The sequence below is a fragment of the Mitsuaria sp. GD03876 genome (genome assembly GCF_029840635.1).
Lineage (GTDB): Bacteria > Pseudomonadota > Gammaproteobacteria > Burkholderiales > Burkholderiaceae_C > Roseateles.
The window spans coordinates 73,908-87,925 of sequence record NZ_JAOCCU010000023.1; the positions used below are offsets into that span (position 1 = coordinate 73,908).

15 protein-coding genes and 1 pseudogene are annotated in these 14,018 nt (G+C 70.2%); 11 read left to right on the forward strand and 5 right to left on the reverse strand.

From position 1 onward, the window contains the following. Positions 1-142: 142 nt before the first annotated feature. From rpsP to N5D62_RS15880, 6 genes are all read left to right on the forward strand, one after another. Positions 143-412 (forward strand): 30S ribosomal protein S16, encoded by a 270-nt coding sequence (gene rpsP, locus N5D62_RS15855; RefSeq protein WP_279758810.1) that lies wholly within the window; start codon positions 143-145, stop codon positions 410-412. A 21-nt stretch (positions 413-433) separates the two neighbouring features. Beyond that, the gene (gene rimM / locus N5D62_RS15860; RefSeq protein WP_279758811.1) at positions 434-1,030 is read left to right on the forward strand and encodes a ribosome maturation factor RimM; all 597 of its coding nucleotides are present in this window, start codon (positions 434-436) and stop codon (positions 1,028-1,030) included. A 22-nt stretch (positions 1,031-1,052) separates the two neighbouring features. Continuing rightward, the gene (gene trmD, locus N5D62_RS15865) at positions 1,053-1,844 is read left to right on the forward strand and encodes a tRNA (guanosine(37)-N1)-methyltransferase TrmD (protein WP_279758812.1); all 792 of its coding nucleotides are present in this window, start codon (positions 1,053-1,055) and stop codon (positions 1,842-1,844) included. A gap of 198 nt (positions 1,845-2,042) precedes the next feature. Continuing rightward, positions 2,043-2,411 (forward strand): 50S ribosomal protein L19, encoded by a 369-nt coding sequence (gene rplS / locus N5D62_RS15870; protein ID WP_279758848.1) that lies wholly within the window; start codon positions 2,043-2,045, stop codon positions 2,409-2,411. Between the two features lie 133 nt (positions 2,412-2,544). Beyond that, positions 2,545-3,333 carry a CoA pyrophosphatase gene (locus tag N5D62_RS15875; RefSeq protein ID WP_279758813.1) on the forward strand — a complete coding sequence of 263 codons (789 nt, stop codon included), beginning with the start codon at positions 2,545-2,547 and terminating at the stop codon, positions 3,331-3,333. Between the two features lie 48 nt (positions 3,334-3,381). Further along, positions 3,382-4,371 carry a CobD/CbiB family protein gene (locus N5D62_RS15880; RefSeq protein WP_279758814.1) on the forward strand — a complete coding sequence of 330 codons (990 nt, stop codon included), beginning with the start codon at positions 3,382-3,384 and terminating at the stop codon, positions 4,369-4,371. A gap of 77 nt (positions 4,372-4,448) precedes the next feature. On the opposite strand, the gene N5D62_RS15885 is transcribed toward N5D62_RS15880, so the two are convergent. From N5D62_RS15885 to N5D62_RS15895, 3 genes are read right to left on the reverse strand one after another with little or no spacing between them, the layout of a single operon-like run. Further along, positions 4,449-5,252 carry an SDR family NAD(P)-dependent oxidoreductase gene (locus N5D62_RS15885; protein ID WP_279758815.1) on the reverse strand — a complete coding sequence of 268 codons (804 nt, stop codon included), beginning with the start codon at positions 5,250-5,252 and terminating at the stop codon, positions 4,449-4,451. 34 nt (positions 5,253-5,286) lie between these two features. Beyond that, complete coding sequence (locus tag N5D62_RS15890; protein WP_279758817.1) at positions 5,287-5,934, reverse strand: pseudouridine synthase; 648 nt, start codon at positions 5,932-5,934, stop codon at positions 5,287-5,289. A gap of 55 nt (positions 5,935-5,989) precedes the next feature. After that, positions 5,990-6,466: a tyrosine-protein phosphatase gene (locus N5D62_RS15895; RefSeq protein ID WP_279758818.1), complete on the reverse strand. Its 477-nt coding sequence runs from the start codon at positions 6,464-6,466 to the stop codon at positions 5,990-5,992. A gap of 172 nt (positions 6,467-6,638) precedes the next feature. On the opposite strand from N5D62_RS15895, the pseudogene N5D62_RS15900 reads away from it, so the two are divergent. The 3 genes and pseudogenes from N5D62_RS15900 to N5D62_RS15915 all read left to right on the forward strand — a co-directional run. Then, positions 6,639-7,037 (forward strand): annotated as a pseudogene (locus tag N5D62_RS15900) (VOC family protein); the annotation flags it as partial. Between the two features lie 920 nt (positions 7,038-7,957). Continuing rightward, the gene (locus tag N5D62_RS15910) at positions 7,958-9,208 is read left to right on the forward strand and encodes an MFS transporter (RefSeq protein ID WP_279758819.1); all 1,251 of its coding nucleotides are present in this window, start codon (positions 7,958-7,960) and stop codon (positions 9,206-9,208) included. Beyond that, a complete protein-coding gene (locus N5D62_RS15915) occupies positions 9,205-9,882 on the forward strand; it encodes a MarR family transcriptional regulator (RefSeq protein WP_279758820.1) in 678 nt (225 codons plus the stop codon). Before N5D62_RS15910 ends, N5D62_RS15915 begins: the two co-directional genes overlap by 4 nt. On the opposite strand, the gene N5D62_RS15920 is transcribed toward N5D62_RS15915, so the two are convergent. Both N5D62_RS15920 and N5D62_RS15925 read right to left on the reverse strand, forming a co-directional pair. Next, complete coding sequence (locus N5D62_RS15920; RefSeq protein ID WP_279758821.1) at positions 9,848-12,472, reverse strand: hypothetical protein; 2,625 nt, start codon at positions 12,470-12,472, stop codon at positions 9,848-9,850. The two genes, N5D62_RS15915 and N5D62_RS15920, sit on opposite strands and share 35 nt — an antisense overlap. A 111-nt stretch (positions 12,473-12,583) precedes the next feature. Then, positions 12,584-13,129 (reverse strand): thioesterase family protein, encoded by a 546-nt coding sequence (locus tag N5D62_RS15925; RefSeq protein ID WP_279758822.1) that lies wholly within the window; start codon positions 13,127-13,129, stop codon positions 12,584-12,586. 124 nt (positions 13,130-13,253) lie between these two features. Here N5D62_RS15925 and N5D62_RS15930 point away from each other — a divergent pair, with 124 nt between their 5' ends. Together N5D62_RS15930 and N5D62_RS15935 are read left to right on the forward strand one after the other, a co-directional pair. Next, positions 13,254-13,787 (forward strand): YbaK/EbsC family protein, encoded by a 534-nt coding sequence (locus N5D62_RS15930; RefSeq protein WP_279758823.1) that lies wholly within the window; start codon positions 13,254-13,256, stop codon positions 13,785-13,787. Then, positions 13,784-14,017 (forward strand): DUF1289 domain-containing protein, encoded by a 234-nt coding sequence (locus tag N5D62_RS15935; RefSeq protein WP_279758824.1) that lies wholly within the window; start codon positions 13,784-13,786, stop codon positions 14,015-14,017. The genes N5D62_RS15930 and N5D62_RS15935 overlap by 4 nt, the downstream gene beginning before the upstream one ends. Position 14,018 lies beyond the last annotated feature (1 nt).

Here is a 14,018-nt window from a genome sequence, read left to right on the forward strand (position 1 = left end):
ATCTACGGTGCCAGTTTCCGACCTGCCGTGGGGATTCGATGCGCGACACACGCGCTCCCCGTCCGGTGCGGTCGATTCAACTCTGCTTGCCCCTGTGTGTCCCTGTGGTGCGGTGGAACGCCAAAAGACTGAAGGATAGATCATGGTCGTGATTCGACTCTCCCGCGGTGGCTCCAAGAAGCGTCCGTTCTACAACATCGTCGTGACCGACAGCCGCAACCGTCGTGACGGCCGCTTCATCGAGCGCCTGGGCTTCTACAACCCGGTCGCCTCGGGCAACGCCGAGACGCTGCGCCTGGCCCAGGACCGCGTGTCCTACTGGGTTGGCGTCGGCGCCCAGCTGTCGCCGGCCGTCGCCCGCCTGGTCGACGTGTCCAAGAAGGCTGCCGTGGCTCCGGCCGCTGCCGCTTAATTCATCGACGGACCTCCATCGATGAAGCAGACGCCCGACGACGTGATCGAGAGTTCCCCGGCCTTTCCGGAGGACGCCATCGAAGTCGGGCGCGTGCTGGACGCCTGGGGCATCAAGGGCTGGATGAAGATCCTCAGCCACTCCGCCGATCCCCAGGCGCTCTTCGCCTCTCGCCGCTGGTTCCTGCAACCGAGCGAGAAGGCCCTGCCGGGCAAGCCGCATGTCGTGCCGCCCGTGCTCAAGATTCTTTCCGTCCGCGACCACGGCGAGGGCATCGTCGCCCAGGCCGAGGGCGTCTCCGACCGCAACGGCGCCGAGGCGCTCAAGGGCGCGCGGATCTTCGTCTCGCGCAGCGTGTTCCCCGAGACCGAGGACGACGAGTACTACTGGATCGACCTGATCGGCATGTCGGTCGTCCACAAGGACGGCCGGACGCTGGGCGAGGTCATCGACCTGATCGACACCGGCCCGCACTGCGTGCTGCGCATCCTGCCCGCCGGCAAGACCGCGCCGGTCAAGCCCGACGAGGAAATCCTGATCCCTTTCGTGAACGCCTTCGTCGGCACCGTCGACAAGGCCGCGAAGACCATCTCGGTCGACTGGGACACGGACTACTGAAGCCGCCGGGCTCCGCACGCCCATGCGCTTCGATGTCCTGACGCTGTTTCCCGAGCTCTTCGACCCCTTCCTGCGGGTCGGCGTGACGCGTCGCGCCTATGAGAGCAAGCAGGTCGACGTGCGCCTGTGGCAGCTGCGCGACTTCGCCGACGACAACTACCGACGCGTCGACGACCGCCCGTTCGGCGGCGGCCCAGGCATGGTGATGCTGGCCGCGCCGCTGGAGCGCGCGCTCGCCGCGGTCCAGGCCGACCGTGCCGCCGCCCAGCCGGGTGCGCCGGCGGTGATCCATTTCAGCCCGACCGGGCGCAAGCTGGACCAGGCGCTGGTCCAGGAACTCGCGCGAGGCGAGGGCGCCATCCTGCTGTGCGGCCGCTACGAGGGCATCGACCAGCGCGTGCTGGATCGTCACGTGACGATGGAAGTCAGCCTGGGCGACTTCGTGCTGTCGGGCGGCGAACTCCCGGCGCTGGCGATGCTGGACGCGCTGACGCGCCTGCAGGAGGGCGTGCTCAACGACGCCGCCTCGCACCAGCAGGACAGTTTCTCGGAGGGCCTGCTGGACTGCCCGCATTTCAGCCGTCCCGAGGTGCTGGAGACGCCCGAGGGCCCGCTGCCGGTGCCGCCGGTGCTGCTGTCCGGCCACCACGCCGAGATCGCGCGCTGGCGCCGTGAGCAGTCGCTGGCGCTGACGCTGCGCCGCCGGCCGGAGTTGATCGAGGCCGCGCGCCGGGACGGCCGGCTCGACAAGAAGGACGAGAAATTCCTCGCCGCGCTGGTCGCCGCCGCCGTCCGCAAGCCGGGCGCTGTTTGACGCGCGGCCAAGCGCGTCTATAATCGCGGGTTTTTCCGATCCTCTACCGGGCTGATGGGGCAAGGGCGGCAAGGGAACGCGAGTTCCGGGTGCTGTTGGTTGAATCCCCACGCGGGCGGCGCCGATGAAGTCAATTCGATGGCGGCCAGTCCTGGAATCATCCTGATTCGCGCCGGCAATGATCACCAGGAGATCCTCGTGAATCTGATCCAGACCCTCGAGCAAGAAGAAATTGCTCGCCTGAACAAGACCATTCCCGCGTTCGCCCCCGGCGACACGGTCATCGTCAACGTGAACGTCGTCGAAGGCACCCGCAAGCGCGTGCAGGCCTACGAAGGCGTCGTGATTGCCCGTCGCAATCGCGGTCTGAACTCCAACTTCATCGTCCGCAAGATCTCGAGCGGCGAAGGCGTTGAGCGCACGTTCCAGCTGTACAGCCCGCTGATCGCCTCGATCGAAGTGAAGCGCCGCGGCGACGTCCGTCGCGCCAAGCTGTACTACCTGCGCCAGCGTTCGGGCAAGTCGGCACGCATCAAGGAAAAGCTGACCTTCAAGGCAGCCGAATAATCCTCGGCGCACGCCCCCCTCAAAGCCGCTCCAAGGCCCTGCCCGGAGCGGCTTTGTCGTTTCTGGCGTCCAATCGGGGCTTCGCTCCCCGAGCCCCCACGAACAAGTCCGGCGCACCGGACATCCCGCCCGCATGTCGACGCTCCCGCCCAGCCGTCCCGCCATCAAGGATCCCCGCGTCGTCCCCGTCATCGGCACCGATGCCCACCTGCCGGCCGTCCCGCGCGATCGCCTGACGCCGGACGCGTTGCGCGAGCGCTTCCTGCACGCGGGTGCCTTCGACCCCGAGTTCCCCGGCGACGGCGGTACCTTCCCCGGCCGCGCGCCGACGCAGGCCGCGGTGCTGGTGCCGCTGGTGCTGCGCGCCGAAGGCCTGCAGGTGCTGCTGACGCAACGGACCGCGCATCTGCGCGATCACGCGGGCCAGGTGAGTTTCCCGGGCGGCCGCGCCGAGCCCGAGGATGGTTCCCCCGAACGCACCGCGCTGCGCGAGGCCGAGGAAGAGATCGGCCTCGACGAACGCTTCGTCGACCTGATCGGCCAGTTGCCGGTCTATCGCACGGTGACGGCGTATGAGGTCACGCCGGTCGTGGCGCTGATCCGGCCGGGCTTCTCGCTGCGGCTGGATGCGTTCGAGGTGGCCGAGGCCTTCGAGGTGCCGCTCGAGTTCCTGATGAACCCCGCCCACCACCAGCGCCACGCGTTCGAGTACGAGGTCCCCGTCGACGGTGGCGGCCCCGGCGCGGAGGGGCCGTTGAAGGGCCGGCGGCAGTTCCTGTCGATGCCGTGGACAGGGCCAGGTCTTGCGGTGTCGAACGCCGATCCCGACGTCGGCCTGCTGGCCGCGGCCCCGAAGGAGTTCTTCATCTGGGGCGCGACCGCGGCGATGCTGCGCAACCTCTACCGCTTCTTGCAGCGCTGAGGCGAGTCCCTCTTCCGAGGGTGTGGCGGGCCGCTATCATCCCGGGCCATGAACTTCTTCGCGGTCCTGCTGGCGCTGGTGTGCGAGCAACTCAAGCCTCTGCCGCACGGGAATCCGGTCCATCAAGGCATGATCGCCTGGGTGCGCTGGACCGGGCGCAACTTCGACGCGGGGCGGTCGCATCACGCGGCCGTCGTGTGGACGATCACCGTGGTCGGCCCGGCGCTGCTGGTCGGCGCGATCTACGCGCTGGTGCGGCCCTACAGCCTGCTGCTGTCGCTGGCGCTGGACGTGCTGGTGCTCTACCTGACGCTGGGCTTCCGCCAGTTCAGCCACTACTTCACCGACATCCGTGACGCGCTCGAGCGCGGCGACGAGCTCGAGGCCCGCCGCCTGCTGGCCGAGTGGCGCCACCTCGACGCCAGCGAGCTGCCGCGCACCGAGCTGCTGCGCCACGTGCTGGAGCACTCGCTGCTCGCGGCGCACCGGCATGTCTTCGGCGTGTTCTTCTGGTTCGTGCTGTTCTCGACGATCGGCCTGGGGCCGGCCGGCGCGGTGCTGTACCGGATGGCCGAATTCGCCGGCCGCTACTGGGCCTTCAAGAGCCGCACGCTCGATGCGCCGACCAACGAGCGCCTGATGGAGCTCTCGCGCAAGCTGTTCGGCATGATCGACCACATCCCGGCGCGCCTGACCGCGACCGGCTTCGCGATCGTGGGCAACTTCGAGGAAGCGGTCAGCGCCTGGCGCCGCGACGCGGCGCTCTGGGCGCATGACAACGAGGGCATCATCCTGGCCTCCGCCGCCGGCGCGGTTGGCGTGCAACTGGGCGGCAGCGCCGCGCCGGGCGTCACGCCCGACCGCAGCAAGACCTTCGAATCCGGCGGCGACATGGACGCCACCCGGGCCGAAGGCTCGACCGGCGGCGTGCCGCCGCAACTGGGGCATCTGCAGAGCGTCGTCGGCCTGGTGTGGCGCTCGGTGGTGCTGTGGATGATGCTGCTGGTGCTGCTGACGTTGGCCAACCTGGTGGGCTGACACCCGACACCCGACACCCGACACCCGACACCCGGCACCCTTTCGCGCGGCGCTCCGGCGTACCGCGCCCCGACGCGTCAGGCGTCCCGCACATCGGCCAGCACCTGCTGGCCGAAGTCGTTCCTGGCGAGGAACTTCAGCACCCGCGCCGCGGTGTCCTCGGCGCTGACGAGTTGTCCCTCGGCCTTGAACGCGGCGAAGCGGTCGCGGTCGGGGAACTTCGCCGCGTCGCCGCCGCGCAGCTGGGCCTGCATGTCGGTGTCGATGATCCCTGGCGCCAGCGAGACGACGCGCGCCGCGGGCTCGCCGCGCGACGCCTTGTGCTCCTCGTCCAGCGCCATCGCGCGGCTGAGGTTGTCCATGCCGGCCTTGGCGGCGCAGTAGACGGCGCTGCCAGCCATCGCGCGGCGGCCGAGGCCCGAGGAGATGTTCAGCACCTTGCGCCCGGCCGGCCAGTCGCGGGTCGCGTCGAGGAAGGCGGCGCTCAGCAGCAGCGTCGCCTCCAGGCCGACGCGCATCGCCGAGGACAAGGCCTCCAGCGTCTCGCCGTCGATCGGCCCGGGGGACGGCACGACGCCGGCGTTGTTGATCAGCGTCGCGCTCTCCCAGTCGCGCGGCTGCGTGCGCAGCCAGTCCGCCAGGTGCTGGGCGATCGCGAGCGGATTGGCGAGGTCCGCCTGCCACTGCTGCAGCGCAAGGCCGCGTTCGTGGGCGAAGCGCTCGAGCGCCTCGCTGCGGCCGCGGGCGATGCCGACGACCAGGTGGCCGGCTTCGAGCGACTGGCGCGCCAGCGCCTCGCCCAGGCCGCGCGAGCTGCCGGTGACGATCGTCAGGGAACGGGGAGAGGCCGCGGGCGTGGCGGTCGACGGGGACGTGGACATGGGAATCGCTCCTTGATCGAGGGATGGCCGCGGCTCAGAAGCCGGGCGGCGAATGCAGGGTGAGGGCCGGCGCGTCGAGCACCGCCGGCAGGTGCAGGTCCCGCGCATGCAGCAGCAAGCGGGGCGCCCGCGAGAGGGCCTGGGGCGGCGCGTACAGCGCGTCGCCGAGGATCGGATGGCCGGCGGCCAGCAGGTGCACGCGCAGCTGGTGCGACCGGCCGGTGACCGGTTCCAGCTCGACCCGCGTCGTGCCCGCGTCGACGTCGCGATGCAGCACCCGCACGCGCGTCAGGCTGGGCTTGCCGCGCTCGAGGTCGATCTTCTGCCGGGGCCGGTTCGGCCAGTCGACGATCAGCGGCAGGTCGATCTCGAAGGCGTCGCGCTCGACGACGCCTTGCACGACCGCTTCATAGCGCTTGTCGACGAGCCGCGCCGCGAAGGCCTCGCTGAGCGCGCGTTGCATCGCCTCGCCGCGCGCGAAGACGATCAGGCCGGAGGTCGACTGGTCGAGCCGGTGCACGATCAGCGCGTCCGGATACAGCGCCTGCGCGCGGGCCGAGGCGCAGTCCTGCTTGTGCTCGCCGCGGCCGGGCACCGAGAGCAGCCCGGAGGGCTTGTCGACGATGACGCGCCACGCGTCCGCGTGAAGGACGGACAGCGCCGGCAGCGGGGAGTCGGTCATCGGGGGGCGGGAGATCGGAGGATCGGACGGGTGGAATGGCGGAAGGGAGGCAGGTTCAGAACTGGTGGATCCAGCCCGACTGCAGCGCCGATTGCGGGTTCGATCCGGCGACGCTGACCGTGGCGAGCGCCGCGTCCGCCGGCAGGCCGAGCCGCTTGAGCACGCAGGCGGCCATCGTGCCGGTGCGGCCCATGCCGGCGGCGCAATGCAGCAGCGCGCGGTCGCCCAGGCGCAGGCCCTGCGCGACCTGCTCGACGCCCTGGCGGAAGGCGGCCGCGTCGGACGCGAGCCCGAAATCGCGCATCGGCACGTGCAGCCAGCGGAACGGCAGGCGCCCTTCGGCGACGGCCTTGTGATACGCCGGCGACAGTTCGGCGACTTCCTCCAGCGGATTGAGGCAGACCACGAGGTTGAGCTGGTTCAGCCGCGCTTCGTCGAGGAACGCGGACCACGGCTCGCGGCGGCCCGGCATCGACTGCAGCCACAGCCGGCCGGCGATCGCGTCGGGCAAGGGAAGGGGTCGGAAAGCCATGCGCGCGATTGTCGTGTCTCCCTGTCGGCCGGAGTGTTAATAAACAGAAAGTTTATTTATTTGGGAGGGACGGCGATCATGGCGCCACGGTGTCCGGAACGATCCCGCGATCGACGCGATCGACGTGGACCGGACGACAAGCAAGCCAGAACGCAAGCGCAAGGAGCTCGCCATGATCAAGATCCAGGGACTCGACCACCTCGTGCTGCGGGTGCGCGACCTGCAGGCCTCGCTGCATTTCTACGTGGACCTGCTGGGCTGCACGGTCGAGCGGCGCCAGGAGGCGATCGGCCTGGTCCAGTTGCGCGCGGGCGCCCAACTGATCGACCTGGTGCCGCTGGACGGCAAGCTGGGCAGCGCCGGCGGTGCAGGGCCCGGCACGGAAGGCCGCAACGTCGACCACTTCTGCCTGCGCGTCGAGGCGCTGGACGAGCCGGCGCTGCGCCGCTGGCTGACCGAACGCGGCGTGGTCGTCGACGCCTACGGCTCGCGCTACGGCGCCGAGGGCGACGGCCCGTCGCTGTACCTGTTCGATCCCGACGGGAACGTGCTGGAACTCAAGGGCCCGCCCTGGCCGGAGGGGCTGCACGAGGCGCTGGACGAGTCGGCGGCCTTCGGCCCGATGTACGGCACCGAGGCGATGCCGCTGTTCAACCACCTGCCGATGGCGCTGGGCGCGCTGGCCCGGCTCGGCGCGCCGCGCGAGGCGCTGCGGCGCCAGCTCGACCACTGGGCGCCACTGTCGCGCCCGGCGGTGAAGGACGACGCGCCGCCGCCCTCGGTCGAGGACGCGCTGCGCCGCGTGCTGGCCGCGCCGGAGGCGCAGGCCTTCCACGTCGCGATCCGGCTGGCCTACGCGCTGCAGTCGGGACACCCGCGCGAACTGGACGCCGCGCTGCGGACGACCGTCGGGATCCAGAGCCCGCTCGGCCCGCCGGTGCCGTCGGGGCAGGGCGTCGCGAGCCTGCGCGAGGTGATCGACGCGGTGCGCGCCGATGCCGCGCTGGCGATGCCGTCGATGGCGGGGTCGCTGATCACGACGCGGATGCAGCACGCCGCGGCCTTGCCCGGCTTCGACGCCTACGTCGAGCGCCCGCGGCTGACGCTGGACGCGCTGGCCGAGGCGTCGCTGGCGGTCTACCTGTCGCGCCACGGTTTCACCGCGCTGCACCTGGTCACCGGCACGCACGCGGTGCGGGTGCTGCTGGCGGCCGCGGCCTCGCGGGGCCTGGCGATCGACGAGGGCCAGGTGTTGCGCAACGTCTGGCGGGCCTGGCTGGGGGCGTATCTCTCCGAGCTGCGTCCGGCGCCGGCCTGGGCGCTGGTGCACGCGGGCGGCGCGTCCGAGGAGGACTGGTCCCGCGAGCTGCCGTCGCTGCACGCGTCGATGAACGACCACCGCATCAAGCTCGCCGACGCGTCGCGCGAGGAATGGCGCCATCGCGGCTGGCCGGGCTATGCCTTGTGCCTGCGCCGCGAGGGAGCCGCACAATGAGCGCCGTGCTGTCGTCCTCCGCTCCCACCGCCTCGCCCGCGCCGCTGCGCCATCCCCACCTGCTGCTGTGGGCGGTCTGCGCGCTCGCGCTGATGAGCACGGCCGGCGTCGCGCTGCCGTACCCGATCCTGGCGCCGATCTTCGTGGACGGCCCGGTCGACGCCTTCACCCACTTCCTGGGCCTGCGGCCCGAGCTGCTGATGGGCCTGGCGCTGGCGGTGAACCCGGCCGGCATCCTGGTGGGCAGCCTGGTCGTCGGTCCGATGTCGGACCGCTACGGCCGGCGCCGCGTGCTCAGCATCACGATCACCGCGACGCTGGTCGGCTACGGGCTGAGCGCGTTCGCGCTGGCCTCGCGGGACTATCCGCTGTTCGTGCTGTCGCGTTTCGCCACCGGCCTGACCGAGGGCAACGTCGCCGTCGTGCGGGCGTTGCTGGCCGACTGGCATCCGCAGCTGGAGCGCACCCGCAGCTTCGCCTGGCTCAACGCCAGCCTGTACATCGGCTGGCTGGTGGGGCCGCTGCTGGGCGGCCTGACGCTGCCCTGGGGCGAGGCGGTGCCCTTCATCGTTGCGGCGGTGGTGCTGGTCCCCTGCCTGGTGCTGCTGGGCCTCGGGCTGCCGGACGACCGTCCCGCCACCGCGCCGCAGGGCGGGCTGCTGGCGGCGATGCGGCGCCAGCAGTCGCTCGGGCTGGTGGTGCAGGACCCGGTGCTGCGCCACCTCGCGCTGCTGCAGCTGGCCTACACGCTGGGCGTGAACGCGCTGTACGAGTTCGCGCCGCTGTGGATGCTGCAGCAGGCCGGGCTGGGCAGCCGCGGCATCGCGCTGGTGACGGCGGTGCAGTGCGCGGCGATGACCGCGGCCAGCGTGGTCGCGGCGCGGATCGGCTCGGGGCCGGCGCCGCTGCATCGCGCCGCGCGCTTCGCCGTCGTCGCGGCGATCGGGCTGCTGGCGCTGAGCCTGGCGCCGTCCTGGCTGGGGCTGGCGCTGATCCCGGCGCTCGGGATCCCGCTGTCGTTCTATAACGCGCTGATGCCGGCCTGGATGTCGGAACGCTTCGCCGCGCATGGCCAGGGCCGCGTGATGGGGCTGCTGACGACGGTGTTCTGCCTGTCCAACACGATGATCGCGTTGATCGGCGGGGTGCTGGGCATGCTCTCGGCGCGCTGGATCATGCTGCTGGGCGGCACGACCTGCCTGCTGGCGGCGATCGGCTTCATCCGTTTCGCGAGGCGCCATTCATGAGCCAGGGCAACGAGGACCGGCTGCTGTTCGAGCTCAAGAGCCGCGGGCCGCAACCGGCCGCGGCGCTGGCCGCGACGCTGGCGATCACGCCGATGGGCGCGCACAAGCTGCTGGCGCGCCTGGAGGAGCAGGGGCTGGTCGAGCCCTCGCCCCAACCCGCTCCCGCGGTGCGTGACAGGGAGCCGGCCGAGGCGCGCGTGGGCCGGCCGCGCAAGCTGTGGTCGCTGACGGCGGCGGGGCATGGGCGTTTTCCGGATCGGCATGGGGACCTCACCGTCCAGTTGATCCAGCAGGCGCGCGCGGTGTTTGGCGAGGCGGGGCTGGACCAGTTGATCGGCGCCCGCGAACGCGACAGCGAGCGGCGCTACGGGGCCGCGCTGGCGCGTTGCCGCACGACGGGCGACCGGGTGCGCGAGCTCGCGCGGCTGCGGGCCGAGGAGGGCTACATGGCGCGCGTCGAGCGCTCGGGCCGCGACTGGCTGCTGATCGAGGACCACTGCCCGATCTGCGCCGCGGCGACGAGCTGCCAGGGCTTCTGCCGCTCGGAGCTGTCGCTGTTCCAGCGCTGCCTGGGCCCGGGCCTGACGGTGGAGCGGACGGAGCACCTGCTCGCCGGCGCGCGGCGCTGCGCGTACCGCATCAGCGCGGTGAAGGAAGAGTTCGCTGCGGACTAGAGGGCGGCGACGGGCGGGGGATCGCCGTCGACTCGGGTTTGCCCATGCTCAGATAGGCGCTCCGAGCCGTTTCCAGATGAAGCCGCGCATCCAGGGCCGCGTTCGCCGAGAGGCATCGCATCAGGCTCCTGTCACCGGCGTGAAGGCTCCAACCGAGCGGAAGCGGCGTTGATTGGAGCAGGCCCTTGCATCCGCGAGCCTGTTCCCGCAGCGAGTCGGGCAGCGCCTTCAAGAGGTCCGGACTGTCGACCTCTTCCCAATTGGATGGTGGCCGCCCTGCGGCGCCGAGGCAGTGGGACGAGGGAAGATCCTTTCGGTCTTCGCAGAGCTGTTGGCTGAGTTCCCCTGCCAGGTCGTACTTCACCAGGATGCTGGGGCGGGGCCGAGCCATCAGGTGGGCTGCCATTGCCTTGGACTCATGGGCGGCATGGCCCGTTCGCACCGCGAGGATCGTTTCGATCGGACTCGACAACCAACTGAGCCAGCGTGGGCGGAAAAGCTCTTCCAACTCCTCGATCTGGGACCTGCACACGGGCGTGAAGCCAGCGAGGCTCGCTGTCTCCAGCAATGCGGCACTGCTGGTCGATTCCCAACCCTGGGGATCGATGCAGGCGCCCGCCGGATCGTTGGAGAAAAGAATCACATGGGTGGCCACGGCGTCCGCCGCGGCGAGCGTCGCGCCCGCATGGTGGGCGCTGTCTCGCTCAGGCTGAATGGTCCCCGCGGGGAGCCAGCGGCGCGGAGGAGGCGGTCTGGCACTCAGCGTGTCCAGCGCATACCGGGTCATGCTCAGACCGCTGTTGTCGAAATAGCCTCCATCGACAAGCACCCCCAGCCGCGCGCTGCCCGGAATGACAGGCAGGCCCTCCGGCAGCTTTCCTTCGTTGAACTTGATCCGTAGCTCACGAGTCTGCGGGGAACGATTGAAATGCAGGTAGTCGTTCACGTTCTCGAGCGACACCCCGATGTCCGCGGTCGGCGCCAGGAGCGGGAATCGCGCGCTGAGCACGACGGAACGAACGACGTTCCCGACCAGGATGTCGGACTGTCGCAGCAAGCCGCCCAGGAAGAGTCGATCCCCCGCGGGAAGACCGAAGTTCGTGTTTCCGAGAGGCGCATAGGCGCCCCAAAGGACCTCCGTCGCATTGAAGTAGATCGTGGGCGGGTGCTCCATCCGCCGAAAGCAGAGATTGACCAGGGGCCGCACGAAAAAATCGGCGCCTTCGTTGTCCTTCATGCCGAGCACCTCCGCCACGGCCTTCCTCCACCGCAGGGTGACCGCCGCTTCGAAGATGTCGTCGCGTCGCTCGGTGCGCCACAGCGGCCCGAAGATCAAGCGAGGCGAATCGAGGAACAGCAATCCTGCGATGGCAGGTGACAGCAGGTCCGAACCGAGGAACCTGTCGATGAGCCTGCGGCGATCCTCCAGCCGCTCGGTCGCCTCCACGGCGGCCAACCACGTGGCCAGTCCGAGACTGCCTCCTGAAACGCCCGACATCACCGCGATGTGATCCTTGAAGTCGGGAATCGCCTCTTCCAGGTGCACAAGACCCATGGCGGTCCAATAGGCTGCCCGGATACCTCCGCCTTCCGCGTTGACGAAGTACAGCGCAGGCACGTCCTCGGGACCTCTCGCGGCCTGGACGACCCGTTGGGCCTCGTCCTTCAGCCCATGTCCGAGCGAGCGATCCGTTCTGTAGCAGTGGACCGGTGTCTTCGCTTCGACGTCGTAGAGCGCCCGGGCACACGCGCTCTCGCCCTTGAGCAGCGGATTCACCGGATCCGCAAGCGGCTGGAACACGACGTTGGCGACCACCAGCCCGGTCGGCAGCAGCGCGACCAGGCGCGGGTACGGCGTGCAGTAGGGGAACGCGATGAACAGCGTCGCGAAGAGGCTGGACAGTGCGCTCAAGCCGAGGAGGGCGATGAACACCGGCCCGAGGCCATTGAACTCATCAGGCGCCCGGACGAGCTGTCCGGCACCGACGAGCAAGGGGGCCGTTGCCAGCAATCCGACGCCGACGGCCAGACGCATCCGGATGCCGTGCAGACGTCGCAGGACCATCGACCATGTCGAGGCGCTTTGCCAGGCGCCGCGCAAGATCCATCGGCGCAACACGGCGATGACGAGCAATCCCAAGGCAGCGGCGATCAGGACGGGCCAGCCACTTCCGGTGGACCCGCTCAACATGAGCATGGGCGCCGAGGAAAGCGCAAACGCCCATCCGATGTGCAGCAACCCGAGCAACCTGCGATCGATCGCCGCCAGGATCGGCTCGGCGTTCGGCTTCGGCGCCGGGGTGACCGGCTTCTGCCAGCTCAGAACGACCAGCGAGGTCAGCAGGCAAGCGCACAGCGTGGCAGCAAAAGCGAGCGCGACGGCGGCGATGGTTCGCCAGTCACGCCAGACATCGACAGGCATCTGCCAGGTCAGGGCGCGACCTTGGGAGCTCTGCAGGAAGGCCGCATACGCAACTGATGAAAGCAACCACGGCCAAAGCAGGACGGCAGGCCGCAAGAGAGCCTTCAATCCCTCCCACACACTGCGCAGCCGGCGAAAGTTGTGAGCGAGCAGCTCCGCGATGACCATGAGGCGCCTTCGATGAGGGGGCTCGACATGGTGCGCCGAAAGGGCTCATGCCGGGGTCTCGTTCAGGCTGCGACATCGTCAAAACTGTGGAGGCGCCGCGGGGCCATGTCTTCAAGACACGATGTACGCCGCCGCCCCCGTCGCCAGCAACCGTCCCTGTTCATCGGTGAACGCCATGCGCGTGTTGGCCACGCGGCTGCCCAGCCGCATGACTTCGGCCTCGCAGCGGAAGAGGGCGCCGATGGCGGGGCGCAGGTAGTCGATGCGCAGGTCGATGGTCCCGAGCTTGCCAAAGCGCTGCAGCCGCTGTTGCGGCGGCTCGTCGAGGTGCCGCGCTCCGATCGCGGCCATCACCGCCAGCCCGCCCATCGAATCGAGCGTCGCGCTGATCACGCCGCCGTGCAGCCGGTTGTGGGCGTAGTGGCCGACCAGCTCCGGCCGCATCTTCAGATGGGCCCGGACGATCTCGTGCCGCAGCTCGTCGACCTTCAGGCCCAGCACCTGGTTGAAGGTGATCAGCTCTTCGAAGATCTGGCACAGCGCGGTGCTGAACTCGGGCTCGAAGGGGCCCTGCACGGCGGAGGCCGCTTCGGTGGTCGCGCTGGAAGGCGCTTGGGAGATCGCGTCGGGAGGTGTGTGGGAAGTCGCGTCGGTCATGGGCGCGGACCTTAGCGCAAGGCCGCGCGCCGCAGGAGAGCGCTCGCCCTAGAGCGGCCTGACGCGCAGGCGACACGATCCCCGCGCGCCGTGCGGCATCGCCCGCTTCGGCACAATGCGCGCCATGAGCGACATGACCCCTCCCGTCCCCGACACCGCCGCGCGCCCCGATGGTTTCCTGCGCGTCCAGGCCGCGCTGCGCGCGCTGGCCCACGCGCACGAGCCGCGCTGGCTCGAGGTCTCCGCGCGCAGCTCGCAGGAGGCCGCCGACGCGCTGGGCGTCGCGCTGGGCCAGATCGCCAAGAGCGTCGTGTTCCGCCGCAAGAGCGACGACAGCGCCGTGCTGGTGATCGCCTCCGGCGACAAGCGCGTCGACGAGCGCAAGCTCGAGGCCCACACCGGCAAGCTCGGCCGCGCCGACGCCGACTACGTGAAGGCGCGCACCGGCTTCTCGATCGGCGGCGTGTCGCCGCTGGGCTTCCAGCCCAGCCACGGCGACGGGGACAACGCGCCCCCGCACCTGTTCATCGACCAGGAGCTGTTCCGCTTCGACGCGATCTGGGCCGCGGCCGGGCATCCGAACGGCGTGTTCCTGATGACGCCGCAGCAACTCGTCGCGCTGACCGGCGCGCCGGTGATCGAGGTGGCCCAGTCATGACCACCGAGGCACCGGTCGCCGTCACCGCGGCCAACGTCGCGCGCACGCCCGAGGGGCGGGTCGCGTCGCCCTGCATCAACATCTGCAAGATGCACGAACCCACCGCGCTGTGCCTCGGCTGCGCCCGCACGATCCCCGAGATTGCCGGCTGGAGCAAGGCCGACGACGCGGAGCGGATCCGCGTGCTCAACCTGCTGCCCGAGCGGCGGGCGCTGCTGCCGAAGCCCTGAC